This window comes from Streptomyces sp. NPDC048696, assembly GCF_043198895.1.
In the GTDB taxonomy this organism is placed as follows: domain Bacteria; phylum Actinomycetota; class Actinomycetes; order Streptomycetales; family Streptomycetaceae; genus Streptomyces.
In genome coordinates, this window is the sequence record NZ_JBICVJ010000001.1 from 555,215 (window position 1) to 579,687 (window position 24,473).

Here is a 24,473-nt window from a genome sequence, read left to right on the forward strand (position 1 = left end):
TACCCCTGTTTCCCGGCGACTTGTGCGGAGGGCCGGTCTTGTAACCCCTCCGGTCCGCCAAGATCGTATAGGGGTATGACCGGACCGACGATGTCCGCGCCACCGTCGGGCGGGCAGGGTTCGCTGCCCTCAGCGGCACACGTCGCCCTCCGGGGCGTACTGGCTCGCCTGAAGCCGGTAGAGCTCGGCGTACAGGCCGTCCGCCGCCAGGAGGTCGGACGGGGTGCCGGATTCGACGACGTGGCCCTTGTCGAGGACGTGGACGAGGTCGGCGTGGCGGACGGAGGCGAGCCGGTGGGTGATGAGCAGGACGGTGCGGCCGTCGTCGGCCAGGGCGCGGATCTCGTCGAAGACCTGCAGTTCGGCACGGGCGTCCAGCGCGGCGGTGGGTTCGTCGACGATGAGGATCTGTCCCTCCCGGTAGGCGGCGCGGCTGAAGCCGATGCGCTGCCACTGGCCGCCGGACAGCTGGTGGCCGCCGCGAAACCCCCGGGCCAGCAAGGTGTCCAGGCCGCGGGGCAGCTCGGCGACGAGTTCCTTGGCGCCCGCGTGGCGCAGGGCGCGGTCGACGCGTTCGTCGTCGGCGGGGGCGTCGGGGCGGCCGATGAGGACGTTGACGCGCGCGGTGAAGGCCCATCGGGTGAAGTCCTGGGCGACCATCGCGACGCGGTCCGTGAGGTGGCGCCGGTCGACGTGGGCGGCGTCGGTCTCGTCCCAGAGGATGCGGCCGTGCTGTGGGGTGTAGAGACCGGCCAGGAGCTTGGCGAGGGTGGTCTTGCCCGAGCCGTTGCTCCCTACGAGGGCGATGATCTTTCCGGTGGGGAGGGTGAGCGTCACGTCGTCCAGCGCGGGCGCGGCCTGGCCGGGATACGTGAAGGTGACGTGCTCGAAGCGGATCCGCCGCGGACACTCCGGCAGCGGCAGGCCCCCGGTGGGCGGGGTGCGCCGCGCCGCCTCGTCGCAGAGCCTTTCCAAGTCCCCCACGAACAGTGCCTGTTCATGGAGCGCGTTGACCTCAAGGGCCAGCGTGGTGAGGTTCGCCGAGCCCGTACGGATCGCGATCACGGCGGTGCCCGCGACGGACAGCGCCATCGCTCCGCCGAGGAGCAGAGCGCCCAGAGTGATGTACGTGGCGGCCGTGGCGGCACCGATCCAGACGGCGGCGATCAGTCCGGTCCGGGCTTCGAGCCGGGCCAGCCGTGCCTGCTCCGCTTCGGCGGACTCGGACAGGGCGCGGAAGTGCCGCAGGAGGAACGGCCCGATGCCGTGCACCCTGATCTCGGGCGCGGCGCCGGTGTCGGTGAGCATGTGCCCGATCAGCCCGCCGGCCCGGGTGTGCTGGGTCCAGGCGTGGAAGGACAGATAGCGGCGGCGGGCGGTGGTCAGCGCGCTCCAGGAACCGGGCACCGTCATGAGGGCCAGCAGCGGGAGCAGCACGGGGTGCAGCACGGTCAGGACGCTCGCCGCGGTGACGAACGAGGTCGCCGCGTTGATGGCGCGATTGCCGATGCTCATCATCCGGCGCGCCGAGGACGCCCCGTACCGGGCCGAGTCGAGCAGCTTGTGGAACTCGTCGTCCTCGATCGCCGCCAGCTCCACCTGCGATGCCCGTTCGAGGTACACCTCGGTCGCCACCCGCTCGACCCTCGGCTCCAGCCGCCCGGTCGCGTACGTGGTGACGGCCCGCAGCAGTGCCCCCGCCGACATCGTGACGCTCACCGCGATCAGCGCGGGCAGCGCGCGGTGCAGGCGGTCCCCGATGGCCGCGCCCGTCAGCAGCCCGGCCAGGATGTGGTTGACCGCCAGCAGACTCGCGGCCTGGGCGAGCCCGCGCCCGAGGTTGGCGACGACCAGGAGACGGGCGGCGCGCGGGTCGGCGCGCCAGGCCAGCCGGAACCCGGAGGCCAGGAGCCGTGGCAGGCGGCGCAGCACCGCGCGCAGGTTCAGTTCGAGGTAGGCCTCTTCGTGCTGGGACCAGCCCATGTCGTAGCGCAGGGGGCCGCCGAACAGCAGCTGCTCGGAGTGCGACGGCCGCACGCCGTCCGGGTCCGTGGCCCCGCTGGCGCGGTCGGTGCGGTCTCGGTTCCGGCGGCGCATCCCGCTCACCCGGTGAGGGTCGCGGCCATGAACACCAGCGCCGGGTACGCCCCGATGAAGGCGAAGACGAACGTACTGAGTCCCATCGTGACCGCGATGCCGATGTGCAGCGCGGCTCCGGCGAGGAGGAACCCCCAGCGCGGGCCGCCCGGCACGATGAGCGCAAGCCAGAACGTCACCTCCAGCACCATCACGCCCCACGCCATCACGAGCCCCAGCAGCGGCCGGGCCCGTAGCATCGCGGCGAGCCGGGGCGAGCCGTAGGAGCGGGTGGAGAGGATCATCGCGAGGCAGGAGCCGTCGCGCCACATCGGCGAGATCAGCTTCGCCGTCCCCGCGATCAGATAGCTGAGGACCAACTGGCAGGTGAGAAAGGCGAGGAAGAGCCGTCCGACCGTGCCCCCGACGGTCAGCGTGGCGGCGGCGGTGAGCATGGCGAGGGCCGCCATCTGGTCGGCGCCGTCGGTTCCGTAGTCACTGCGGTGCAGGCCCAGGAGCAGGGTGGCCAGCAGCACGCAGGCCAGCACGGCCGAGCCGCGCGTGGACACCGGCGCCACGACCGGGGCGGCGAGGCCCGCCGCGAACTGCACGGCCAGCACCGCCCGGTACCGCTCCCAGACGAAGAGCCCGCGCACCGGGGGCGGGCAGCGGTGCGGGTACGCCCCGACCACGGACCACGCCAGCGTGCCGTCCTCGGCGAACTCGCGGGCCTGGCGCAGGTCGCGGGCCGCCGACACCGCGAGCCCGGCACCGCAGACGGCCAGGATCGCCCGGGCCGTCTCGGTCTCGTTCAGCATGGCGTACCTTCCCGGGCGCCGGGGTCCCGTACGTCGACTTCCCGTACGCCGATGTCCCGCGCCTCCTCATCCCGTACAACCCCATCCCGTGCATCCGAGCCGCGCGCATCGGCTCCCGGCGTTCCCGCCCCCAGCCGGTGCACCATCGACACGAAGATGACCTGGGGGTCCTCGTCCCGCAGACTCGCGTGCGCGATGACGAACTCGAAGCCGACGGCGGCGGCGTCGTGCGGTGCGGACGCCGCTCTGTTGAGCAGCAGGAGATACGGCGTGCTGATCATCAGCCGGGCGTCCCGGGTGCGCGCGTCCGGCTCCTCCTCCCAGCCCTGCGCGGCCCGCCGTACCAGGTGCGCGGCCGCGTCGAACAGCGCCTTGCCCGCCCGGCCCCCCGCGCCGCCGTCCGGCAGGACGAGTCGCAGGGGGCCGACCGTGCCGTTGGCGAGGACGTCGCGGTACATCAGCACCTTGTCCTTGGTCGCCGGGTTGGGCGCGAAGAACGTCCAGGACGGCAGCAACGGGGAGAACCAGGCGGGGACCCGCTTGCGCAGCGCCTCACCGATCCGGGGCAGCGCCGCCACCACGGTCAACATCAACCACGCCGCCAGTACGACGGCCACGACTACGGATCCCACGCGGCGCTCCCTAGAGGCGGAAGTGGCGGCGGCGCATCGCGAGCAGACCGGCCACCGAGGCCGCGGGCCCGCCCGTCTCCCCCGTGATCTCCTCGATCTCCGCGGCGGACAGTTCCGTCGCGCTCTCGCCCCGGGCGAAACCGGCGCGCGCGTGCTTCTCGCGGACGGCGTCGTTCGCCGCGTCACGGATGCGGTCGGTGATGATGTCCATCGTCGTGATGGTCTGGCAGGGCTCGCGCGTCCCCATGTGCACATGCCGCTCGTCGGGGCTGACGCACTCCAGCATGCGCTGCTCCAGCGGCGTCAGTTCGGGTGCCCGGCGCATCAGCAGATACGTCGTCCCGACCTCGGGAACACCCCGGTCGGTGTGCTCGACGATACGGAAGTCCGTGTCCTGGAGCGGGCCGCCGGTGTACGGGAAGGTCAGCGTCCTGAACTCGTATCCGCGCGGCAGCGCCAGATCCCGCACCAGCGCGTGGCCCGCGCAGAGCAGGTCGAAGTAGTTCGACGCGGCCACCAACTCGGTGCCGGGGGCGGGTCGTTCGGGGACGGGCGTGTCCCGTACGGCCTGCCAGTCGCCGCGCAGCGCGGCCTCGCGCAGCCGTCGCCAGGCGAGGGCCGAGGCGTCCCCCACGTAGATCACCACTGATCCGGCGGGCGGCAGCAGACCGCCGCCCGCCACCCCCGCGGCATCGGTCGGGACGGTCACCACGTCCACGCTCCTGGCCGTGGCGGCCATTGCTGAGGTAGTCATCGCGAACTCTCCTGCCCATTGTGTCCGGAGCCGGTTGCTGGACTGGGGCAACCAGTCTCGGGCGCCGCCGGGGCCTGCGAACACCCCCCAATATTGGGGGGTTGGCAGTACTTTTCCGGCCAGATTTCATGATTGCGGAACGGCCGCTCCCATCAGCGGGCCGACAGAGCGAGAAGGGTCGTCACCATGGCCGGAAGGACCGACAGGACTCCCCCCGAGCAGGACGCGATCGAGCCACAGTCCGTCTCCCGCAGCGCGTACTTGCGGCTGCTCGCGCTCCAGCGCACGGGCGGACCCAACGAGCCGCTGGCCGACGGGGCCGGGCAGGAGCAGCGGGAGCGGCTGGCGATCGTCGACGGGCTGCGGCCCGCCGAGCGGATGTGGCCCGACTACCCGGACTTCTGGGTCGAGGGCCCCCGCACGGGCGACGGCTGGCACGAGAGGTTCCTGGACAAGGGCCCGCGCCGGACCGGCCTCGCCGCGCGCCGCCAGGGCCCGGAACCGGCTCCGCGCCGGCAGCGCGTCACCGAGGCGTACCTGCGACTGAAGTCGGCGCTGGGAGCCGGGACCGCATGAGCGTCGGCACCGCCGAGGACCGGCGCGAGGGCCGCCCTCCCGCGCGGGAGGAGACGCCGCCGTATCTGCAACTCGTGGTGAAGGTCTCCAAGTTCTGCAACCTGCGCTGCCGGTACTGCTACGAGTTCCCGTCGCTCGGCGACCGTACCGCGATGACGGTTCCGCAGGTCAGGAACATGATCAAGCATGTCGGCGAGTGGCTGGCCGACCAGCCGGGCCGGACGGCGGACTTCGTGTGGCACGGCGGGGAACCGCTCCTGATGCCGCACGAGTTCTACTACGAGGTCAAGCGGGCCCAGCAGGAGTTCCTGGAACCCGCCGGGATCCCGTACGGAAACTCCGTCCAGACCAACCTCTACCGGCTCACCGACGACGACCTCACCCTGATGCGGGACGTCTTCGACGACGTGGGCGTGTCGGTGGACCTGGTCGGCGGCCAGCGCGTCAACGTCGCCGGCCGCCAGGCGCAGCCACGGGTCCTGGCCAACATGCAGCGCCTGATGGACGAGGGCCTCAACTTCGGTTGCATCACCGTGCTGTCCCGCTCGACCGCGCCCCATGTGGCGGACATCCACCGCTTCTTCGAGGACATGGACCTGGGCTTCCGGCTGCTGCCCATCTACCGTACGGGCTATCCGGGGCAGCAGGCGGAACACGACCTCTCGTCACAGGAGATCGTCGCCGCCCTCAAGACGCTCACCGACCGCTGGCTGGTCTCGGACAGCTTCATCAACGTCGAGCCGATCGAGGGCTACGCGGCCAACGTCGTGCACGCCTTGCACGGCGAAGGCGAGCGGCGCTTCTACGACAAGGAGCGCGGGGAGACCATCCTCGTCATCGACACGGACGGATCCGTGTACTCCAACGGCGACGCGTACGACCTGTCGCTGCGGCACGGCGACATCTTCACCGAATCCCTCTCCGCCATGCGCCGCTCCCCGACCTTCGGCGAGGCACTGCGCCAGTCGCGGGACAGGGTCCGGGACACCTGCACCGGCTGCCGGTACTTCGGCTCCTGTTCCGGTTTCTTCGCGGCGGAATCCACCCCCGAGCAACGCTGGCGCGACCCGGTGTCGGGTCTGTCCCGGTGCGGGGTGGTGCTACCGGTCCAGCAGTACATCGAGGAACGGCTCACGGACCTCGGGCTCGTGGACAGCGTGAGCCATCGTCTGGACCGGACGCTGCTCGCACGGCGGGCGCTGGACTGAGGCCCTGGCGGAGGCCATGACCTCGTGACCACCCGCGTCGCCGTGCTCGGCGTGGGGTGCCACAGCTCAGGCTTGCGCTGCGGCACCTCTCGTCGCCCCCGGCGGGCGCACCATGAAGACGTCGATCGGGTCCTGGGACTCCATGACGAATCCGTGGCGCTCATAGAGCCGACGGGCGGCGCTGCCCTGCAGGACGTGCAGCCCCACGGCCATGCCCTGCGCGTCGGTCCGCCCCAGCACCGACCGCAGGACGGCGGCCCCGAGCCCTCGGCCCTGATGGCGCGGCGCGAGGTAGAAGTGCTCCAGCCACTGCATGCCGTCGGCGGGCCGGACCGTGACGCACCCCGCGAGTTCGCCGTCGACCTCGATGACCGACGTGTACCGCGTGGAGAAGGAATCGCGCAGCCGCTGCCGCACCCGGTGCTCGTCGTAGCGCCCGAGGCGTTCCAGATCCGCGCGCATGACATCGGCCCGCAGCTCGGCGATCGCCTCGATGTCCGCCACCACCCCGGAACGCAGCACCCAGCCCGGTCCGTCCGCCGATATCTCCCGTGCCGACGCCGCCACCACCGAGCGCGCCCGGGTCCCCACCACCTCAGCATCCATGGCCGGAAGTATTTCAGTCCGGCTGCTCGCGGCAGGCGCCCGTCCATTACGTGGAACACCTGCCACCCCACCCCTCACCTGGGGTTTCCCTTAAGGGATGCGAAGCCCGAGCTCATCCCTGTCCATGATCACCGGAACACCCTCACCGGCCTAGGCTGAAAAAACGTCAGCCACTCGCACCACGTCGACTCAGATAAGGCCGTCACCCCATGTCGCACCACCGCAAGGCCGCAGCCGCCTCCGCGCTTCTCGCCGCCGCTCTGCTCGTCCCCGTCGCCACTCCCGCCGTGGCGGCCGCGCCCGCGTCCGGCGCCGACCGGGCCGCGCTCCAGCAGGCCCTCGACGCCACCGTGACCGCCGGCATACCCGGGGCCGTGGCCGAGGTGCGGGACGGGCGCGGGGTGTGGAAGGGCAGCAGTGGGGTCGCCGATCTGGGCACCGGGCGCGCCGCACACGCCGGGGACCGTTTCCGGGCCGGCAGCGTGACCAAGACCTTCGTGGCCACCGTCGTCCTCCAGCTGGTGGCGGAGGGCAAGGTGCGACTCGACGACGACATCGAGCGACAGCTGCCCGGTGTGGTGCCGGGCGGCGAGCACATCACCGTACGGCAGCTGCTCAACCACACCAGCGGGCTGGCCAACTACACCGACGTACTGATGAAGAAGCCCGACCCGGTACGGGACGCGCAGAAGGCCACGTACACCCCGCGCCAGCTCATCGCCCTCATCGCCGGTATACCGAACCGGCCCGCGCCGGGCACGACGTGGGAGTACTCCAACACCAACTACGTCGTCCTCGGACTGCTCGTCGAGCACGTCAGCGGGAAGTCGCTGGGGCATGAGATCGCCCACCGCATCCTGCGGCCCCTGCACCTCAAGGGCACGTCCTTCCCGACCTCCCCGCGCCTGACGGGTGCGCATCTGCACGGCTACGAGTGGCTCGACGGCCGGGGAACGGGCGCCGCACCCACCGACCTCACCGAGTTCAGCCCCGCCGCGTACTGGGCCGCCGGGACGCTCATCTCCACCACGCACGACCTGAACACCTTCTACAAGGCGCTCCTCGACGGCCGCCTGCTGCCGGACCGCCTGATGAAGGAGATGCGCACCCTGCACCCCATGAACCCCGAGCGCCCCAACCGCTCGTACGGCCTGGGGCTGGAGAGCAACGGCAACCTCTGCCCGTCCGACGGACCGGTCGTCGGGCACACGGGCGAAGTCGTCGGCTTCCAGACCTTCAGCTTCACCTCGGCGGACGGCAAGCGGCAGATCACCCTCTCCGTCAACACGGGCCTGACCATGACCGACGCGGAGGCGACGGCCGCGATGAAGACACTCTCCACCGCGCTGTGCCGCGCCGCGTGACGTGCTCAACCGCGCGTCGCACCTGAGTACTTGTACGGATGGCCTGCCGTCGCCCGCGCGCGGCAGGCTGTCTCCGTGACCACCTACGAGCAAGACCCCCGAGTCCCCATGCGCCCCGCCGACGCCCACCGGGCGGCCGAGACCGCTATGAAGGCCGTCCTCGGCGTGGCGGCCTTCGCGGGAGCGCTCCTCCTGCTCTTCTTTCTGTACGTGATCAGCATGGCCTGGGGCATGGCTGGTTGACCGCTGCGCCCGGAGGCCGGGAGCGGGAGCGCGCCCATGACTCCGACGCGCTCCGGACGCCCCCTCAGACAGCCCTGTGGTCTCCGACCTCCAGGCGTTCGGCCTCCAGGAGTTCGGCGATGATCTCGATGCCGAGTGCGTAGGCCGGGGTGCCCGCGGTGATGAGCGCGGTCTCGGCGACGCCGACGAGGTCGGTGAGGTCGGCGCCGGCGTGGAGGGCTCCGCGGGCGTGCAGGCGGGCCGGATCCGTACGGCCGAGGGCCAGCAGCTGCCCGAAGTGGACCAGCTGCTGCACCCGTTCGCCCAGCGGATTGTCGGTCAGCACGATGTGCCGCAGCTCGGCGAACGCCTCTTCCGTGTCGAGTCGACCGAGGGCCCGCGCCACGCGCAGTCGGTTCTCCACGCCGCTGGGTACGGCACCGAACGTCGCGCGATAACGGTCCCGTACGGCCTCCGTGCGCACGGCCTCAGCACTACGAACGGGCTCTGTACGAACGGATTCCGTACGTTGCGTGCGAGCGTCGTCCGTCATGCCGAAACCCGCGCGATCGCCGCTCGGACGTCTTCCAGCGCGCCTTCGGGGAAGTCCACGGCACCGCCGAGCGCCGCCGCGGCGATCTCCGCCTCCGCGCTCTCCTCGATCGCCACCACAAGCTGGGCGGTGGCCGCCGAGTCGGGACCGAACACCAGCAGGCCGTGGTTGGCGAGCAGCACCGCGGACGTCGTCGGGCGCTGCTCCAGGATCTCGGCCGTGCCCCGCACCGAGACGTCGGACCCACGAGGCCCCCATGCCACCACCGGTACCTCCTCGGCCTGTCCGAAGCGCAGCATCGGCTCGGTCCGGCACGGCAACGGCCGGTGGGCCACGGCGAAGGCCGTCGCGGCGGGCGAGTGGGTGTGGATCACCGCACCCGCGTGCGGGCGAGCGCGGTACACGGTGCTGTGCATACCGATGATCTCGGCACTGACGGACCGCAGCTCTCCCGCGAGGACCCGCCCGTCGAGGCTGACCATCGCCAACTGCTCGGGCCGCAGATCGCGGACGAACCCCGGGGTCAGCAGGAAGCGCTCGGCGTCGACCCGGACGCTCAGGTTGGCGTGCCCGGAGTGCGACATCACCCCGGCCACGAAGAGCTGCCTCGCGGCCTCGACGAGCTGGCGGCCCCGCTCCGCCACTTCAGGGGTAACCGTCGTCTCGTCCATCTTGTTCGTGCCGTTCATCGCGGTCGTCGCGGTCGTCGCGGTCATCACGTCATCTCCGAAGTCGTCTGCTGCGGCCGCTCTCGCGCCGCTGTCCCGTACGCGGACCACTCTTCAACTTGAACTAAGGTTTAAGTCAAGCGTCGGACGGAAGGACGGGCGGAGTATGCGTTTGACGATCGGTCGGCTCGCCGAGCTCACCCGGGTCCCCGCGTCGGCCATCCGTTTCTGGGAACGCCACGGACTGCTGCCCGCGCCGGAACGCCAGGGCGGCCAGCGGCGGTATCCGCCCGAGGCCGCCGAGCGCATCGTGCTGCTGCGCAAGTGCCAGCAAGCCGGACTGACCCTGGCCGAGATCAAGGAGTTCCAGCAGGACCAACCCCGCAGGCAGGCGTTGATCCGGGCCAAACTCGCCGAGATCGAGCAACGTATGGTCGACCTCGACCACGCCCACCAGCTCCTGGCGCACGCCATCCAGTGCGGCAAGGAGGACATCCTCGTGTGTCCGACCTTCCGGAAGCAGATGGCGACGTGGCGCCAGTCCCCCGCAGCTCAGCCCCCCGCAGCTCAGCCCCTCGGAGCGCAACCGCTGTCCCCCGGTCAGCCGGAGAGCACCGAAAGGTAGTCGGACAGGGCCGCCGCGGTGACAGCGAGGGGGAATCGGGCGCCGAGCTGCCCGTCCGGCCGGACGACGAAGCCGGTCGAGCCGTCGGGGCGATAGAGCCGGGCGAACTCCCCGGCGGCGTCGACGTATCCGGGGATGGCCGAAGTGTCGCGTGTGGTGGCCGCGACTTCGCGGGCGAGGACGGCGATGACATGCGAACTCGCCCCGGAGTACGGGTAGTTGGGGGCATCCAGGCTGCCTTCGGTGACCACCAGCGGTGCCCCGCCGACGCCGGCCGCTTCGGCGGCCTCGGACAGCTCAGTCGCGTCGGTCGCGTCGGTCGCGTACAAGAGCACGACGTGTCCCGTGCGGCCGCGCAGGATGTCGAGCAGGCGCAGGGGGTAGGTGGGCACGGGCGCGGTCAGCCCGGCGCAGTCCGGGGCCCGGTCGCCGGGCTGGGGTGCGTCGGTCGGCCCGTACTGGCTGCCCGCGAGCGGTCCGTCGCGGTAGCCGACCAGCAGCTGGGCCTCGCGGAGCTGCACGGTCCGCGGGTCCGCGGGGTCGGTCTCGATGCCCTGTGTGGCGTGTCGGACGGTCCGGCCGACGACCTCCTCGCCGACCGGGCGGCGTTCGGCGTCGTAGCTGGCGAGCAGGGCGGGCCCGGCTGCCCCTTGGACGACGAGAGCGAGCTTCCAGGCCAGGTTGCAGGCGTCCTGGATACCGGTGTTCATGCCCTGGGCGCCGGTAGGCGGATGGATGTGCGCGGCATCCCCGGCGACGAAGACGCGTCCGTCGGAGTAGCGGTCGACGATCCGGTGGCTGATACGGAAGACGGACGACCAGCGCATACGGGAGACGGTGGCCGGGCTGGGCGCCAGCCGGTCGACGACGGCCTGGATGTGGGACAGCTCCGGGGCCCGACCGCCCTCCAGGCCGTGCGCCACGTCGTCGCCTCGCGCGGACGGCGCCTCGCCCCCCGCCCCTTCGGAGAGTTCCGGCGGGACCATCATCGACATGCGGTACCGGCCCGTTCCGGGCAGCGGGATGCAGACCAGCAGGTCATCGGTCGAGCCGTCGGCGGCGCGGTGCGTGGAGCGCACGCTGTATCCGTGGGGCAGGTCCAAGTCGGCCTCGACATCGGCCAGCATGAACTCCTCGGGGAACGCCCCGCCCTCGTACGACAGACCCAACCCCTTGCGTACGGTGCTGTGCGCGCCGTCGCAGCCGATCAGATAGCGGGTACGCAGTTCCTCATCGGCACCCGACGCGGTGCGCAGCCGCGCGGTGACGCCGTCCGCGTCCTGGCTGAACGACAGCAGTTCGGTGCCGCGTTCGATGACCGTGCCCAGGCCCGCGACGTACTCCTCCAGGAGGCGCTCGGTCTCGTACTGGGGCAACGCGGCGAATCCATAAGGAACTTCGGGCGGAAGCTCCAGGTCGATCCGCGCCTGTTCCCTGCCATTGACGTACATCAGCTGGCCGCGCAGTGGCACGGCGGCCTCCACGGCGGCGCGGGCCAGGCCCATCCGGTCCCAGATCTCCAGGGTGCGCGGCTGGATACCGACCGCCTTCGCGTACGGCAGGCGGGCGGGCAGCCGGTCGATGAGACGGCAGCGCACTCCGTGGCGGCGCAGCTCGGCGGCCGCGCTGAGTCCGACCGGGCCGGCGCCCACGATCAACACGTCGGTCGTGTGGCTCTGCGTCACGGGTGCCTCCCGGTGTCGGGCGATCGGACGGGTCCCGTACTCCATGGTCACCAGGCGTTGCGCGGGTGGCGAGCCGAGCCCCCGGACCCGCACCGCGCCCCACGTGGAGCGCTCCAGCACGGTCTCACGGGACCCGCAACCCGGGCGCCGCCATGCGCGGGCGGCGCGGCCGACCTAGCGTGGAACGGGAGTGATGTCCTCGTCCGGATGCAGTCTTCCGGACGTTCTCGTCCGGCAGGAGGCCTGCCCGTGAGGTATTCACAGATTCAGTGGCGCAAGGCGTGTGTGGGGGTGGCGGCGGCCGCGATGCTGGCCGTGCCGATGTCCGCGGGAAGCGCCTACGGCGTCACGACGCCGCCGGTATCCCCCTCCGCGTCGACGTCCAGCGGCACCGGCTTCCCCGAGCTCAGCCCGGCCGTCGCCGCGCGTCTGGACGCCGCCATCCAGCAGGTCATGCGCGAGGCCGACATACCCGGCGTGATGGTCAGTCTGTCGGCACCCGGCAAGGGGAGCTACGTCAAGGCCTTCGGTGTCGCCGACAAGACGAGCCGCGCCCCCATGACACCGAATCTGAACATGCGCATCGGCAGCGAGACCAAGACCTTCACCGTGACCGCCCTGCTCGAACTGGTCGACCAGGGCAAGGTGGGTCTGGACGATCCGATCTCGAAATACATCCCCGGAGTCCCCAACGGGGACAAGATCAAGCTGCGGGATCTGGCGGACATGCGCAGCGGGCTGTTCAACTACTCCGAGGACCCCGGTTTCGACAAGGCATTGCTCTCCGACCCGAAGCGGCCCTTCACACCACAGCAGTTGCTGGACTACGCCTTCAAACACCCGGTGCAGTTCCAGCCCGGTCAGGACTTCGAGTACAGCAACACCAACCTGATCCTGCTCGGCCTGGTGGTGGAGAAGGCCGGCGGTATGCCGTTGAACGAGTTCATCGCGCAGAAGGTCGTGAAGCCGGCCGGGCTGTCCCACACCCTCCTCCCGACCGGCACCGAGTTCCCCAGCCCGCACGCCCGCGGCTACAGCAACCAGACCCTGTCCGGAAAGATCGAGGACACCACGGACTGGAACCCCTCTTGGGCGTGGGCGGCCGGAGCGATGGTCTCCACCCTGTCGGACCTGCACAGTTGGGCCCCAACCCTCGCCACCGGCACCCTGCTGTCGGCCAAAACGCAGGCCGAGCGCCTCAAGACCATCCCGACGCCGATTCCGGGCGCGAGCTACGGTCTGGGCATCTTCAACATCCAGGGCTGGATCGGACACAACGGCTCACTGCCGGGCTACGAGTCCCTGGCCATCTACCTGCCGGAGTCGAAGGCCTCGCTCTCGGTCGTCCTCAACACCGACGTCCTGCAGAACAAGACGGAACCCAGCACCCTCTTCGGCCAGGCGATCACCCGCATCGTGACCCCCGGGCACGTGTACAACATCCCGGTCATCGAGCCCCGCCAGACGACCTCGCCCCCGTCCCAGCCGTCGTCCCAGCCGTCGTCGCAACCGTCGTCCCAGTCCACATCCCAGCCCTCGGCCTCACCGACCAAGAGCTGACGACGCGACCTTCCGCGCTGCGGTGAGCCGTGCCACGATGACCGCGTGACGGCGAGCCACGAGGTGAGCTACCAGTCGATCGCGGCACGGATTCTCGGCGCCGAACGCCCCTCGTGGGCGATGCGGGACGGCGAAACCTGGTGCATGGTCACGCCGCCCGGCCACCGCTCCCGCAGGCAGGGATGGAAGCTCCATGTCTCGGCGACCGTCGCCTCCGCCCACGAGGTGCTGGAGCGGGCAGCGGGCGTCCTGGTGGCGCACGGCTGCGCGTTCAAGTTCGCGGTGTCGCCGCGCGTCACCGCCGATCTCAACGGCGTACGGGCGGCGCGGGCGCACTCCGGCAAGTTCATCACCGCGTATCCCGCGGACGACCGTCAACTTCACCTTCTCGCCGAGGAGTTGGACCGGGCCACCGACGGTCTCGCCGGTCCGGCGATCCTCTCGGACCGGCGGTATCGTCCGGGCAGCCTGGTCCACTGTCGTTACGGCTGTTTTTCGGCGCCGCGCGAGCTCGACGACGAGGGCTTCTACCGGGGGCGGCTCCAGGCGCCGGACGGGACGCTCGTCGCGGACGAGCGCAACCCGTGGTTCTCGCCGCCCGCCTGGGCCCGGTCACCGTTCGGCACGCCCGCACGCGCCCGCACCACAGGCTCCGTACTCCTCGCGGACCGCTACCGGGTCCGGGAGGCGATCCGCTTCTCCAACCGTGGCGGGGTCTACCGTGCGCACGACCGCCGCACCGGCCGGGACGTACTCCTCAAAGAGGCCCGTCCCCACGTCGGTGCGCTGCCCGACGGGACCGACGCCCGGCACTGGCTGCGCTACGAGGCCGACGTACTGGCGCGGTTGGCACCGCTCGGCATCACCCCGGCTCCGCACGAGGTGTTCGAGGCAGGTGGGCATGTTTTCCTCGCCGAGGAGCTGATCGACGGGGACAACCTGCGCCAGTGGTCGGCGGACTGCGCACTGCGCGCGGGCGGCCGTCTTCCGGTCCCGGTGGCATGGCAGCTCGCACGGGACCTCTTACGTCTGGTCGGCGAGGTGCACGCGGCCGGGTTCGTGCTGCGCGACCTCAAACCGACCAACGTCGTCGTACGCCCCGACGGCACGCCCGTCCTCGTCGATCTGGAATGCGCGGTACGCGCCGACAGCACGGCCCATGTCATGGGCACCCAGGGCTTCACCGCGCCCGAATACCTCTCCGGTACGGACTACGGGCCCGCGCCCGGCCCCGAGGTCGACTGCTTCGGCCTCGGCGCCACCCTGCTCCATGCCACCACCGGCTTCAACCCGCTGCTCGCCCCCGACACCTCGCCCGCACGCCCACCAGGCGAGCGACTGACGGCGATCGTGGAGGCCGCCGCCCCGGACTGCCCGGCCCTCGGTTCCCTCGCCCCGCTCGTGCTGGGTCTCACCGCCGACGCGCCGGACCGCTGGCCGCTGGAGAAGGCGGCGGCGTTTCTCCGGGCGGAGCCGACCACTCCGACGGCGTCACCGGGCCCCGCCCTCACCGGCACCGCACTCGACCGCCTGCTGCACGACGGGCTGGCCTGGGTCGCGGCGACGGCCGACCCCGCCGCCGTACACCTGTGGCCCAGACCCCGGTCGTTACCGCAAGGCGACCCGTGCAACCTCCAGCAGGGGGCGGCGGGTGTGGTGGCCGTCCTCGACAGAGCCGTACGTACGGGCGAGGCCCCGGCCCTCGAACCGCTGCTGCGGACCACGGCCCGCTGGCTCGACGAACAGCTCTCCCGGCCCGGCCGCGTCCTCCCCGGCCTCTACTTCGGCCGCTCCGGCACCGCATGGGCCCTGCACGACGCGGCCCGCACCCTCAATGACCCCGAACTCGCCACCCGGGCAGGGCAATACGCCCTCGGCATCCCCCTCGACACGACCAACCCCGACATCTGCCACGGCCTGTCCGGCGCCGGGCTCGCCCAGTTGCACCTGTGGCACACCACCGGCGACGGACGTTTCGCCGAGCGGGCCTCCGTCTGCGCGGACGGGGTGCTGCGCCTGCTGACGCAGGCCGACGGCGGAGTCGAATGGCCGCTCGGCCCGCCGCACCGCCGCGAGCTCGCGGGATCGGGCTCGTACGGCTTCGGGCACGGTGTCGCCGGGAACGCCGCCTTCCTGCTCGCCGCCGGACGGGACCTCGATCGCCCGGAGCTCGTGGACATCGCGCTCGGCGGCGGCCATGCGCTGTGCGCCGTCGCCGAGCGCCGGGACGACATCGCCGTCTGGCCCAAGGGGCCAGGCCGCGCGGAACGTACGGGTCTCGACTTCTGGTGCCACGGCGCCTCCGGTATCGGCACCGCCCTCGTCCGGCTGTGGCAGACGACCGGCGAGCCGCGCTTTCGCGAGTACGCCGAACTCGCCGCGCGCACCGCTCACCGGGACCGCTGGCGCCAGGGCACCGGCACCTGCCACGGAGTGGCCGGAAACGCTCAACTCCTCATCGACTTGGCCGAGTTGACCGGCGACGACACCTATCGTGTCCGGGCCGCCGAGGCCGCCTTCTGCCTCCACGCACGGGCCGCGCTCCGGGACGGTCGGCTGATCGTCCCGGACGACACTCTGCGCGACTTCTGCGTCAGCTATCAGGTGGGCCTGGCCGGAGCCCTGGACCTGCTGCTGCGCCTCAAACACGGCGGCGACCGCGCCTGGACCGTGGACCCCCGACTACCCGACCACACCCACACCCACCCGGAGACCGGAAGGAGGTGAGAACCATGGAGGACACGGTCCTTGAGCTCCAGGAGTTGCCCGAGACGGACGAGGAGGCGCTGGAGCCCGCGATGTGCTGTGACACCGACCATACGAGCGGTCAGTGCACGGATCCGCCGCGCTGCTCGCCGTGACGTGGGCATCCGCGGGAACCGTTCCGTGTGGCCGGACCGCCTGGTGCGGCCGCACGGAGCCCGGGCAGCAGGGGGCGGCACATGACCGGCGGACCGTGGACGCCCGTGCTGCCCGCACCCGAGTCCGCCGCCGTCCTCGACCACGTCCTGTCCACCGCGCGACCCCACCGCGTGCCGCGCTCCGTCCGGCCCCATCTCGCCGCCGGCGGCGCGGGACTGGCGCTCGCCTACCACCAGTTGGACCGCTGTCTGCCCGGCCGGGGTTCGCACACTCTGGCCGAGGGCTACCTCGCCGCGGCAGCCGAGGGGTACCGGCGGATCGGCGCCTCGCCCGGCCTCTTCGGCGGCGCCGCCGGGCTGGCCTTCGCCGCGCAGGTGCTCTCGTACGACCTGCCGACCGTTCGCGAACGCGTCGTCGAGGAAACGCTGGAGCGAGCCCGGGCACTCGGCGACGAGCCACCCGAACACGCCGTCGACGTCATCTACGGGCTGGCCGGAGCAGGCGCGTACCTGCTGGGCGAGCGCCACGAGCCCGCGGCGGACACAGCACTGCGACAGGTGCTCACCACGCTCTCCAGGGGCGGGCACCCGCCCGAATCCGGCATGGCACACGGGTCGGCCGGACCGCTCGCCCTGCTCTCGCTCGCCCTGCGCGAAGGCGTCGCCGTGCCCGGCCAGCGCGAGGCCGTACGGCGACTGGCCGGGGCACTCACCGCCCGGTGCACCACCGATCCCTGGGGTCCCACCTGGCCCGGCACGAACCACCACCCCGTACGCGCCTCCTGGTGCCGGGGAGGTACGGGGACGGCCCGTGCCCTGTGGCTGGCGGGCACGGCGCTCGATGAGACGGCGTTGTGCGACCTCGCGGTGAGAGCCGTCAAAGCGGCCTGCCGACGGCCGCCCGAGATGCGCCGCGTCGACCAGGATCCCGGCCTCTGCCACGGCATGGCGGGCCTGCTCCACATCACCACACGGTTCGCCCACGACACCCGCGACCCTGAACTGGCCGCATTCGCATGCGAGTTGGCGAGTACGCGCTTACGTCCGACCGAGCCCGGATTCCTCGACGGAGCCGCAGGCGTAACGCTGGCCCTGCTCGCGGCGGCGACCGACATCGAACCCACCTGGGACCGGGCCCTGCTCCTGGCGTGACGCTCAACGCGGCGCGTACGGCTCGATCAGGAGCTGCGGGGCCGCGAGCGGAAGGTACGGCGGTAGGTGTCCGGGGGCACGCCGACGGTTCGGTTGAAGTGTCGGCGCAGTGTGGTGGCGGTGCCCATGCCGGTGGCTGTCGCGATGGCGTCGACGCTGTCGTCACCGGTCTCCAGCAACTCCTGGGCGCGGCGGATCCGTTGGGTGAGCAGCCATTGCAGTGGGGTGGTGCCGGTGGTCGCACGGAAGTGGCGGCCCAGGTGGCGCGAGCTCATCCGTGCCTGGCGGGCCAGGTCCTCCACGGTCAACGGCTGGTCGAGCCGTTCCAGCACCCAGGGGAACAGTCCGGCGAGCGGGTGGTTGTCCGGGGAGGGCACGGGCGTGGTGACGAACTGGGCCTGGCCGCCGTCCCGGTGCGGCGGCACGACCAGACGGCGAGCGACGATGTTGGCGACCGACGAGCCGTGGTCGAGGCGGACGAGGTGCAGGCACAGGTCCATGGCGGCGGCCTTGCCGGCGGAGGTGAGGACGCTGCCGTTGTCCACATAGAGCACGTCCGGGTCGACCTCCACCTCCGGGAAGCGGGCGGCCAGCTCCTCGGTGTGCGCCCAGTGCGTGGTCGCGCGCCGCCCGTCCAGCAGGCCGGCCGCGGCCAGTACGAACGCGCCCGTGCACAGGGAAGCCACGCGCGCACCCGCCTCGTGGGCCGCGCGCACCGCGTCGACCAGGTCGGCGGGCGGGTCCACATCGACGTCCGCCCAGCCGGGGACGATCACGGTGTCGGCGTGCCGCAGCCGGTCGAGCCCGTGGTCGGGCTCCAGCGTGAACCGGCCGACGCGCACGGCGTCCGCCCCGCAGACCTCCACGTCGTACCAGGGAACGGACACGGCGTCCGGGGCGGCGCCGAAGACCTCGTACGCCAGGGAGAGTTCGAAGTGCAGCATCCCGTCGGTGACGGCCAGCGCGACAGTGTCCATGTCCGTAATTGTACGTGGCATGTCGTTCCGGACACTGGCGGCGGGGTACTCGCCCCGCCAGGATGGCCGTAGTCGATCAAACGGATCGAGTCATCAGTCGAGCAAGTCGAGTTCGCGAGCACGGGGAGAGAGTCATGGCATCGGGGCAGATCGTGGCGGTTTACGGCGCGTACGGGCACACCGGCCGGTTCGTGGTGGCAGAGCTGCGGGATCGCGGGTTCGTCCCGGTCCTCGTCGGCCGCGACGCCCGGAAGTTGCAGGCGCTGGCGGAGTCCCACCCCGGCCTTGAGGCCCGACCGGCCTCGGTCGACGATCCGGCCGCGCTCGACCGCGCACTGGCCAGTGCGGCGGCCGTGATCAACTGCGCCGGGCCCTTCGTCAGGACGGCCGTCCCGGTGATCGAGGCAGCCCTGCGCGCGGGGATCCCGTACGTCGATGTGGCGGCCGAGATCGAGGCCAACGTCGATACGTTCGCGCACTTCGCGGACCGCGCCCGCGAGGCCGGAACGGTCATCGTCCCCGCGATGGCCTTCTACGGCGGCCTCGGCGACCTGCTGGCCACCGCCGCGATGGGCGACTGGACCTCGGCCGACGAGGCGCACATCGCGTACGGCCTGAGCGGCTGGCACCCCACGAAGGGCACGCGTGCCGCGGGCACGGTCTCCGGCGAGCGGCGCAAGGGCCGACACGTCCGCTACACGAACGGGAAGCTGGAGTACCACAACGACCCCCGGCCCACCCTGAAGTGGGCCTTCCCGGAGCCGATGGGCACGCGGTCCGTCCTCGGTGAGTTCACCATGGCCGACGCCGTCACCATCCCCCGCCACCTGTCCATCCCCGAGGTGCACAGCTATATGACGACGGAGGCGGTCCGGGACCTGACGGCCCCGGACACGCCTGCGCCCAGTGCGGTCGACAACCAGGGCCGTTCCGCCCAGACCTTCCTCGTCGACGTCGTCGTACGCTCCGGCGGCGCCGAACGCCGTGCCGTGGCCACCGGCCAGGACATCTACGCGGTCTCCGCACCGCTCGCGGTGGAAGCGGTCGCCCGCGTCCTGGCGGGCCGGACCCGCGCGCTCGGGGTCGCCTCGGCGGGCGAGATGTTCGACGCCCTCGACTTCCTCCGCGCGCTGGCCCCGCACATTTCCGTGGAGGTGCGTCAGTAGCCGACGGTCCGGTGGCCTTCGCGGGCCGCGACCGCGCGTCAGCCGGTGGCGGCGCCGAACCAGGTCGGCAGCTGTGCGAGCAGATCCTGCTGGTCCTCACCGACCCACGCCACATGGCCGTCCGGCCGCAGCAGCACCGCGGGGACGTCCAGTTCCTCGCTGGTGTCGACGACGTGGTCGACGCGGTCCGCCCAGCCCGCCACCGAGAGGCGGCCGGTCTGGTCGAGCAGCAGCCCTCGGCCGGCGTGCATCCGCTCGTAGAGGCGTCCCTGCTTCAGCCCCACGTCCCGCATCCGCCGGCCGAGCAGTTCATGCCCCTCGCCGAAGTCGTAGCGGATCCCGATCGCGATGATCTTCTCGGTCAGATAGCGGTTGACCTCGTCGAAGTCCATCAGTTCCGACACCAGTCGGCGCACCGCCTGGGCACCGGGCTCAAGGGACGTCAGCTGCATCTGCGCGCGGGTGTTCTCCAGCACGTCGGCGGCCACCGGGTGGCGCTCGGAGTGGTAGCTGTCCAGCAACCCCTCCGGTGCCCAGCCGGCCACCTCCGCGGCCAGCTTCCAGCCGAGGTTGAACGCGTCCTGGACGCCGAGGTTGAGCCCTTGCCCGCCCATCGGCGGGTGGATGTGCGCCGCGTCGCCCGCCAGCAGCACCCGGCCGGCACGGTAGCGCTCGGCCTGACGGGTGGCGTCGCCGAAGCGGGAGAGCCAGCGCGGTGAGTGCACGCCGAAGTCGGTGCCCGCGATCGCCAGCAGCTGCTGCCTGACCTCTTCGAGGGTCGGCGGGACCGCGCGGTCCTCGGCCACCCCCTCGGCGGGCACGACGACGCGGTACACCCCGTCCCCGAGCGGCATGGCGCCGAACCGGATCTGCGTCTTGCGGACCTCGTCCATCACGGCCGTCAGCGTCTCCTGCGACGCGGTCAGCTCCATCTCGCCCAGGAGCGTGTCGACCCTGCTGGGCTCGCCGGGGAAGCCGACGCCGAGCAGCTTGCGCACGGTGCTGCGGCCGCCGTCACAGCCGACGAGGTAGCGCGAGCGCAGCCGTGTGCCGTCCGTCAGCTCGACGGTCACCCCGTCGTCGTCCTGGCTCAGCCCGACCACTTCGCAGCCGCGGCGGATCTCGGCGCCGAGCTCGGTGGCGTGCTCGGCCAGCAGGCGGTCGGTGACGGGCTGCGGGATGCCGAGGACGTACGGATGCGCGCTGTCCAACTCCGGCGCGGGCTTCCGGATGCCGGCGAAGAAGCCGGCGACCGGGTACCGCGTGCCGAGTGCGAGGAACCGGTCCAGCAGACCGCGCTGGTCCATCACCTCGATGCTGCGCGCGTGCATGCCGAGCGCGCGAACGATCGTGGTCGGCTCCGCGTCCCTCTCCAGTACGACCACGTGCACCCCGTGCAGCCGCAACTCGGCGGCCAGCATCAACCCGGTCGGTCCGCCGCCGGCCACGATCACGTCGATCATCACAAATCCCATTTCCGCAGGTTCTGGCTTCAGGCGGTGATTGTGCGCCACCACCGGGGCCTTGCGGCAAGCCCCCCAGTGCGCTATAAGTTAAGAGTGGCAAGGAGTGGTTATCCCTCCTTGCCTTTGTCTTTGTGCGGCCCACCGCGACGGGAAGGCCCCCTTCGCGAAGCTCAGCTCACCTCAGAGCCAGCGCTGCGCCGCCTCGACGCTGTCACCGCCACTGGTGTTGAACGCGACGGCGGCCTGGGGCGCATGACGGCGGATCAGGTTACGGATACCGCCTCCGACGACCACTACATCCCACGGCCGCTTGGTCAGCGACGCAATGAGGGTGGACTCGGCCGATTGGGAAGATCCGCCCTGGTGGCCCCAAATGACCGCCGGGCACCGTGAGTTCAACGGCCACCCGGGTCCAAGGCCCCGACGCCCTCACACCCCTCCAGTCACAGCTTGATAACGTCCAGTCAGCACTCTGGCTGTAACATTGCACATGTCACATCATGCTCTCCATGAGAAAAATCATCGCCCTGCTCTCGGCCGCAGCAGCCGTCGCAGCCCTCTCCGGAGTGTCCGCCGGCACCGCGTCCGGCGCCGTCGCCTCCCATGAGGACACCGGGCAGGGGAAGCTCGCCTGGAGCTCCTGCAACGACACCACCACGCCCGCGCTGCAGTGCGCGATGCTCGAAGTGCCGGTGGACTACGCCCATCCCCAGGGTCGCAAGATCAAGATCAAGGTGAACCGACTCCCCGCCACCGCGCCCAAGGACAAGCAGCAGGGCCCGATCCTGCTCAACCCCGGTGGCCCCGGCGACTCAGGGCTCTGGATGCCCGCGTACATCGCGGGGCAGATACCGCAGGACGTCGCCTCGACGTACGACTGGATCGGCTTCGACCCGCGCGGCACCAACGCCAGCGAGCCCCATGTCGTCTGCGACGCCCACTACTTCGACGGCGCGCGGCCCGACTACCAGGTGAGCCAGGGCACTTCGAAGGCGTGGCTGGGCAAGGCCGCCGGATACGCCGCCGACTGCGCCGCCGACTGGTCCTGGCTGCTGCCGCACATGACCACGGTCGACAGCGCACGCGACATGGACAGCATCCGCCGGGCGCTCGGCACACCGAAGATCAACTTCTATGGCGGCTCCTGGGGCACCTCACTGGGCTCCACCTACGGCCAGCTCTTCCCCTCACACGTACGGCGGATGGTGCTGGACAGCATCGTCGGCCCCACCATCAGCTGGTACGACCACAACATCCTGCAGGACAAGGAACACCAGCGGCGTTTCGACGCCTTCGCGGCCTGGACGGCCAAGGCCGATTCGGTCTACCACCTCGGCAAGGACGCCGCGGCGGTCAAGAAGGCGTACGACCAGGTCGAGTCGGCCCTGCGGACCAACCCCGTGGCCGCCGCCCCGGCCCCCGGCAAGATCGGCCCGGCCGAGTTCGAGGACACCTTCTACGGCGGTGGGTACAACTTCCTGCGCTGGCCCCGGATGGCCACCGTGCTCTCCGCCTACCTCACCCAGCACGACACCCAGCCGCTGAACATCGCCTACAACAAGTACGCGGCACCCGGCTCGGACGACGGCACCTTCCCGGCGTACAACGCGGCCCAGTGCACCGAGAACGCCTGGCCGCGCGACTGGGAGTTCTGGAAGAAGGACCAGGCCAAGGTCAACGCCGAGGCACCCTTCTACACGTACAACAACATGTGGTACAACGCCGCCTGCATGTTCTGGCCCTACCAGGGCAACCAGGGGGGCCGGATGAAGATCACCGGCAAGGGCCTGCCGCCCGTGCTGCTCTTCCAGGCCACCGAGGACGCCGCCACCCCGTACGAGGGCGGGCTCGCCATGCACGCCGCGCTGCCCGGCTCGAAGCTGGTCGTCCAGAACGGCGGCAGCTTCCACGAGATCCTCTTCCACGGCAACGCCTGCCTCGACGACACCTTCACCTCCTACCTCCGCGACGGCAGCCTCCCCAAGGGCAAGGGCCGCATCGCCAAGACCTGCGCCCCGGAATCCGACCCCACCCCGGTCTACGTGACCCCGTCGCCCGCCCTCACCGCCAAGCACACCGCCGCCACTCCCCTCCCGCCCACCGACCCCGAGGCCGTCCACGGCGTACTCCGCTGACCCAACGGTCAGTCAACTGCACGACGGGCAAGGCGTGCCCATAGATACGCCTCGGCTCCGGATGCCTCTTATGGGGCGTCCGGAGCCGTCTTTATTTCCGAAGAATCGTTATCCCTGAAGGAAGGTGGCCGAAACCCTGCGGGTCTCCCCTTCCGTCTCTACACTACCGAAGGATGGGGGCGCTACTCATATCAGTCTTCGCCGTCGCAGTGGGCGCAGTCGTTCCATTCGTCGTGGAGATATACAAGGGGACCAGAGCGACGCAGGAACAGAGTTACATCGCGGGGATCAGCGCGTGCGCCGAACTGGCGGCAAGCGCGCCAGGCACTCCTGCGGGATATTGCCACCTCAAGTACGTCATCATAAACCAGTCGCAGAACGCGATCCATGACGTAATCGTCGTGCAGCCGCGCTGGCGTCCACAGCATCCGATCAGCGTGATCAATGCCGGAACCCGCCATGAGGAAGAAGATCTGACACTTCGCCGGATTGATCCAGGGTTCACGAGCTATCCCGTGGGAATCATTTTCAAGGACGGTCAGGGAAGGGTCTGGCACAAACATCATGTGGCAGAGCGCGTACGCAAGGCCATCGACCCTCCCCGCACCGTCCATGACTACGTGCCGCACAAGAACCCTCTGGGGATGACCAGAGTGAGCAAATGGGTCGGCGGCGGTCTGGCCTCGCTCGTTCTGCTCGGCTTCCTGACTTTCGGAATCATCAGCTTCGTCGACAACTGGAAGACGCGGGAAGCACCCGGCTCCCCCAACCAATCGGCAGGTAGTCATGGACGCTGAATCCGTCACCGTCGTAGTGGTGTTAACCAGCGGCGCCTCGGCCATGTTCTCCCTGCTACTGGCACGCGTCGCCGCCCGCCGGAGCAAGCTCCTGGCGGCCCGTATCCGGGCCGGCGAAGTGATCGCGTATCTCACGTCCCCGGTGGGGGCGGCCGATATGACCGCGCTCTGCGTGATCGACAATCGGGCGACCGAGCGGATCAGCGACGTCGTCGTCCGCTATCAGGACTCGGAGCTGTGCGAACTCCCCGAGCTGGCTCCCTGGGACCAGCAGCGCGTACCCCTCCCCGAAACGCTCGCTCCCCTCGACGCACAGCCGACGGCCACCGCCCCCCAAGTCGCGCCGAGCCTCGCCTTCTCGGACACCCAGGGACATCGGTGGACCAGTGACACACAGGGGTTGCGACTCGCCGAGGAGGCCGACCCGCCGCACAGGTCCACGAAGCTGAACAGCGTTCCTCTGACCTGGCTCGTCTGGACGTCGGCCGCGACCGGGCTCATCACCGTCATTCCCATACTGCTGTACTTCGCGATCCTGTGAATGGCCTGATCGCCCCTCCCCCGCACACCAT

The 24,473-nt window shown here is 70.8% G+C and carries 23 protein-coding genes; 13 read left to right on the plus strand and 10 right to left on the minus strand.

Translation table 11 applies throughout. The annotated features are described in order from the left end of the window. Positions 1–129: 129 nt before the first annotated feature. The 4 genes from ACGFRG_RS02455 to ACGFRG_RS02470 are packed head-to-tail and all read right to left on the minus strand — an operon-like array spanning position 130 to position 4,280. Complete coding sequence (locus ACGFRG_RS02455; protein ID WP_393260818.1) at positions 130–2,097, minus strand: ABC transporter ATP-binding protein; 1,968 nt, start codon at positions 2,095–2,097, stop codon at positions 130–132. 5 nt (positions 2,098–2,102) lie between these two features. Next, positions 2,103–2,894 (minus strand): hypothetical protein, encoded by a 792-nt coding sequence (locus ACGFRG_RS02460; RefSeq protein ID WP_393260546.1) that lies wholly within the window; start codon positions 2,892–2,894, stop codon positions 2,103–2,105. Then, complete coding sequence (locus tag ACGFRG_RS02465; RefSeq protein WP_393260548.1) at positions 2,888–3,526, minus strand: hypothetical protein; 639 nt, start codon at positions 3,524–3,526, stop codon at positions 2,888–2,890. The genes ACGFRG_RS02460 and ACGFRG_RS02465 overlap by 7 nt, the downstream gene beginning before the upstream one ends. 10 nt (positions 3,527–3,536) lie before the next feature. Beyond that, positions 3,537–4,280, minus strand: a complete 744-nt coding sequence (locus tag ACGFRG_RS02470; RefSeq protein ID WP_393260551.1) for a hypothetical protein — start codon at positions 4,278–4,280, stop codon at positions 3,537–3,539. Between the two features lie 186 nt (positions 4,281–4,466). Between ACGFRG_RS02470 and ACGFRG_RS02475 the strand changes: the two genes are divergently transcribed. Both ACGFRG_RS02475 and ACGFRG_RS02480 read left to right on the plus strand, forming a co-directional pair. Continuing rightward, the gene (locus ACGFRG_RS02475) at positions 4,467–4,856 is read left to right on the plus strand and encodes a hypothetical protein (RefSeq protein WP_361417307.1); all 390 of its coding nucleotides are present in this window, start codon (positions 4,467–4,469) and stop codon (positions 4,854–4,856) included. Further along, the gene (locus ACGFRG_RS02480) at positions 4,853–6,064 is read left to right on the plus strand and encodes a radical SAM protein (RefSeq protein WP_393260555.1); all 1,212 of its coding nucleotides are present in this window, start codon (positions 4,853–4,855) and stop codon (positions 6,062–6,064) included. Before ACGFRG_RS02475 ends, ACGFRG_RS02480 begins: the two co-directional genes overlap by 4 nt. A 66-nt stretch (positions 6,065–6,130) precedes the next feature. On the opposite strand, the gene ACGFRG_RS02485 is transcribed toward ACGFRG_RS02480, so the two are convergent. After that, the gene (locus ACGFRG_RS02485) at positions 6,131–6,670 is read right to left on the minus strand and encodes a GNAT family N-acetyltransferase (RefSeq protein WP_393260557.1); all 540 of its coding nucleotides are present in this window, start codon (positions 6,668–6,670) and stop codon (positions 6,131–6,133) included. Positions 6,671–6,879: 209 nt separating this feature from the next. Between ACGFRG_RS02485 and ACGFRG_RS02490 the strand changes: the two genes are divergently transcribed. Together ACGFRG_RS02490 and ACGFRG_RS02495 are read left to right on the plus strand one after the other, a co-directional pair. After that, positions 6,880–8,034 carry a serine hydrolase domain-containing protein gene (locus ACGFRG_RS02490; RefSeq protein ID WP_361417316.1) on the plus strand — a complete coding sequence of 385 codons (1,155 nt, stop codon included), beginning with the start codon at positions 6,880–6,882 and terminating at the stop codon, positions 8,032–8,034. 75 nt (positions 8,035–8,109) lie between these two features. After that, complete coding sequence (locus ACGFRG_RS02495; protein ID WP_393260560.1) at positions 8,110–8,277, plus strand: hypothetical protein; 168 nt, start codon at positions 8,110–8,112, stop codon at positions 8,275–8,277. 64 nt (positions 8,278–8,341) lie between these two features. On the opposite strand, the gene ACGFRG_RS02500 is transcribed toward ACGFRG_RS02495, so the two are convergent. Together ACGFRG_RS02500 and ACGFRG_RS02505 are read right to left on the minus strand one after the other, a co-directional pair. Next, positions 8,342–8,740: a carboxymuconolactone decarboxylase family protein gene (locus ACGFRG_RS02500; protein ID WP_393260563.1), complete on the minus strand. Its 399-nt coding sequence runs from the start codon at positions 8,738–8,740 to the stop codon at positions 8,342–8,344. A 65-nt stretch (positions 8,741–8,805) separates the two neighbouring features. After that, the gene (locus ACGFRG_RS02505; protein ID WP_393260565.1) at positions 8,806–9,525 is read right to left on the minus strand and encodes a class II aldolase/adducin family protein; all 720 of its coding nucleotides are present in this window, start codon (positions 9,523–9,525) and stop codon (positions 8,806–8,808) included. 118 nt (positions 9,526–9,643) lie between these two features. Here ACGFRG_RS02505 and ACGFRG_RS02510 point away from each other — a divergent pair, with 118 nt between their 5' ends. After that, positions 9,644–10,102, plus strand: coding sequence for a MerR family transcriptional regulator (locus ACGFRG_RS02510; RefSeq protein WP_361417327.1), 459 nt, complete (start codon positions 9,644–9,646; stop codon positions 10,100–10,102). Here ACGFRG_RS02510 and ACGFRG_RS02515 read toward each other — a convergent pair. Continuing rightward, the gene (locus ACGFRG_RS02515; RefSeq protein WP_393260567.1) at positions 10,078–11,787 is read right to left on the minus strand and encodes an FAD-dependent monooxygenase; all 1,710 of its coding nucleotides are present in this window, start codon (positions 11,785–11,787) and stop codon (positions 10,078–10,080) included. The genes ACGFRG_RS02510 and ACGFRG_RS02515 overlap by 25 nt on opposite strands. 306 nt (positions 11,788–12,093) lie before the next feature. Between ACGFRG_RS02515 and ACGFRG_RS02520 the strand changes: the two genes are divergently transcribed. From ACGFRG_RS02520 to ACGFRG_RS02535, 4 genes are all read left to right on the plus strand, one after another. Beyond that, positions 12,094–13,347 (plus strand): serine hydrolase domain-containing protein, encoded by a 1,254-nt coding sequence (locus ACGFRG_RS02520; protein ID WP_393260820.1) that lies wholly within the window; start codon positions 12,094–12,096, stop codon positions 13,345–13,347. A gap of 45 nt (positions 13,348–13,392) precedes the next feature. After that, positions 13,393–16,074, plus strand: coding sequence for a class IV lanthionine synthetase LanL (gene lanL / locus ACGFRG_RS02525; protein ID WP_393260569.1), 2,682 nt, complete (start codon positions 13,393–13,395; stop codon positions 16,072–16,074). 5 nt (positions 16,075–16,079) lie between these two features. Next, a complete protein-coding gene (locus tag ACGFRG_RS02530) occupies positions 16,080–16,208 on the plus strand; it encodes a hypothetical protein (protein ID WP_361417336.1) in 129 nt (42 codons plus the stop codon). 81 nt (positions 16,209–16,289) lie between these two features. Next, the gene (locus ACGFRG_RS02535; protein ID WP_361417339.1) at positions 16,290–17,360 is read left to right on the plus strand and encodes a lanthionine synthetase C family protein; all 1,071 of its coding nucleotides are present in this window, start codon (positions 16,290–16,292) and stop codon (positions 17,358–17,360) included. Between the two features lie 26 nt (positions 17,361–17,386). Here the strand turns inward: ACGFRG_RS02535 and ACGFRG_RS02540 are convergent, their stop codons facing one another. Further along, positions 17,387–18,337, minus strand: coding sequence for a helix-turn-helix domain-containing protein (locus ACGFRG_RS02540; protein WP_393260572.1), 951 nt, complete (start codon positions 18,335–18,337; stop codon positions 17,387–17,389). 134 nt (positions 18,338–18,471) lie between these two features. Here ACGFRG_RS02540 and ACGFRG_RS02545 point away from each other — a divergent pair, with 134 nt between their 5' ends. Further along, entirely contained in the window at positions 18,472–19,503 is a 1,032-nt protein-coding gene (locus ACGFRG_RS02545) for a saccharopine dehydrogenase family protein (protein WP_393260574.1), read from the plus strand. 38 nt (positions 19,504–19,541) lie between these two features. Here ACGFRG_RS02545 and rox read toward each other — a convergent pair whose 3' ends face one another. Next, positions 19,542–20,966, minus strand: a complete 1,425-nt coding sequence (gene rox / locus ACGFRG_RS02550) for a rifampin monooxygenase (protein ID WP_393260823.1) — start codon at positions 20,964–20,966, stop codon at positions 19,542–19,544. Between the two features lie 512 nt (positions 20,967–21,478). Between rox and ACGFRG_RS02555 the strand changes: the two genes are divergently transcribed. From ACGFRG_RS02555 to ACGFRG_RS02565, 3 genes are all read left to right on the plus strand, one after another. Then, the gene (locus tag ACGFRG_RS02555) at positions 21,479–23,104 is read left to right on the plus strand and encodes an alpha/beta hydrolase (protein WP_393260576.1); all 1,626 of its coding nucleotides are present in this window, start codon (positions 21,479–21,481) and stop codon (positions 23,102–23,104) included. 233 nt (positions 23,105–23,337) lie between these two features. Further along, on the plus strand, positions 23,338–23,901 hold the full coding sequence (locus ACGFRG_RS02560; protein WP_361417351.1) for a hypothetical protein: 564 nt from the start codon (positions 23,338–23,340) through the stop codon (positions 23,899–23,901). Continuing rightward, on the plus strand, positions 23,891–24,442 hold the full coding sequence (locus ACGFRG_RS02565; RefSeq protein WP_393260579.1) for a hypothetical protein: 552 nt from the start codon (positions 23,891–23,893) through the stop codon (positions 24,440–24,442). Before ACGFRG_RS02560 ends, ACGFRG_RS02565 begins: the two co-directional genes overlap by 11 nt. Positions 24,443–24,473: the final 31 nt, after the last annotated feature.

Excerpts from the sequence above, each read along its gene's own strand:
- ACGFRG_RS02455 (WP_393260818.1), bottom strand. The coding sequence starts at position 2,097 with ATGCGCCGCCGGAACCGAGACCGCACCGACCGCGCCAGCGGGGCCACG.
- ACGFRG_RS02460 (WP_393260546.1), bottom strand. The coding sequence starts at position 2,894 with ATGCTGAACGAGACCGAGACGGCCCGGGCGATCCTGGCCGTCTGCGGT.
- ACGFRG_RS02470 (WP_393260551.1), bottom strand. The coding sequence starts at position 4,280 with ATGACTACCTCAGCAATGGCCGCCACGGCCAGGAGCGTGGACGTGGTG.
- ACGFRG_RS02475 (WP_361417307.1), top strand. The coding sequence starts at position 4,467 with ATGGCCGGAAGGACCGACAGGACTCCCCCCGAGCAGGACGCGATCGAG.
- ACGFRG_RS02480 (WP_393260555.1), top strand. The coding sequence starts at position 4,853 with ATGAGCGTCGGCACCGCCGAGGACCGGCGCGAGGGCCGCCCTCCCGCG.
- ACGFRG_RS02485 (WP_393260557.1), bottom strand. The coding sequence starts at position 6,670 with ATGGATGCTGAGGTGGTGGGGACCCGGGCGCGCTCGGTGGTGGCGGCG.
- ACGFRG_RS02490 (WP_361417316.1), top strand. The coding sequence starts at position 6,880 with ATGTCGCACCACCGCAAGGCCGCAGCCGCCTCCGCGCTTCTCGCCGCC.
- ACGFRG_RS02505 (WP_393260565.1), bottom strand. The coding sequence starts at position 9,525 with ATGACCGCGACGACCGCGACGACCGCGATGAACGGCACGAACAAGATG.
- ACGFRG_RS02510 (WP_361417327.1), top strand. The coding sequence starts at position 9,644 with ATGCGTTTGACGATCGGTCGGCTCGCCGAGCTCACCCGGGTCCCCGCG.
- ACGFRG_RS02520 (WP_393260820.1), top strand. The coding sequence starts at position 12,094 with ATGCTGGCCGTGCCGATGTCCGCGGGAAGCGCCTACGGCGTCACGACG.
- ACGFRG_RS02530 (WP_361417336.1), top strand. The coding sequence starts at position 16,080 with ATGGAGGACACGGTCCTTGAGCTCCAGGAGTTGCCCGAGACGGACGAG.
- ACGFRG_RS02535 (WP_361417339.1), top strand. The coding sequence starts at position 16,290 with ATGACCGGCGGACCGTGGACGCCCGTGCTGCCCGCACCCGAGTCCGCC.
- ACGFRG_RS02540 (WP_393260572.1), bottom strand. The coding sequence starts at position 18,337 with ATGGACACTGTCGCGCTGGCCGTCACCGACGGGATGCTGCACTTCGAA.
- ACGFRG_RS02545 (WP_393260574.1), top strand. The coding sequence starts at position 18,472 with ATGGCATCGGGGCAGATCGTGGCGGTTTACGGCGCGTACGGGCACACC.
- rox (WP_393260823.1), bottom strand. The coding sequence starts at position 20,966 with ATGATCGACGTGATCGTGGCCGGCGGCGGACCGACCGGGTTGATGCTG.
- ACGFRG_RS02555 (WP_393260576.1), top strand. The coding sequence starts at position 21,479 with ATGAGAAAAATCATCGCCCTGCTCTCGGCCGCAGCAGCCGTCGCAGCC.
- ACGFRG_RS02565 (WP_393260579.1), top strand. The coding sequence starts at position 23,891 with ATGGACGCTGAATCCGTCACCGTCGTAGTGGTGTTAACCAGCGGCGCC.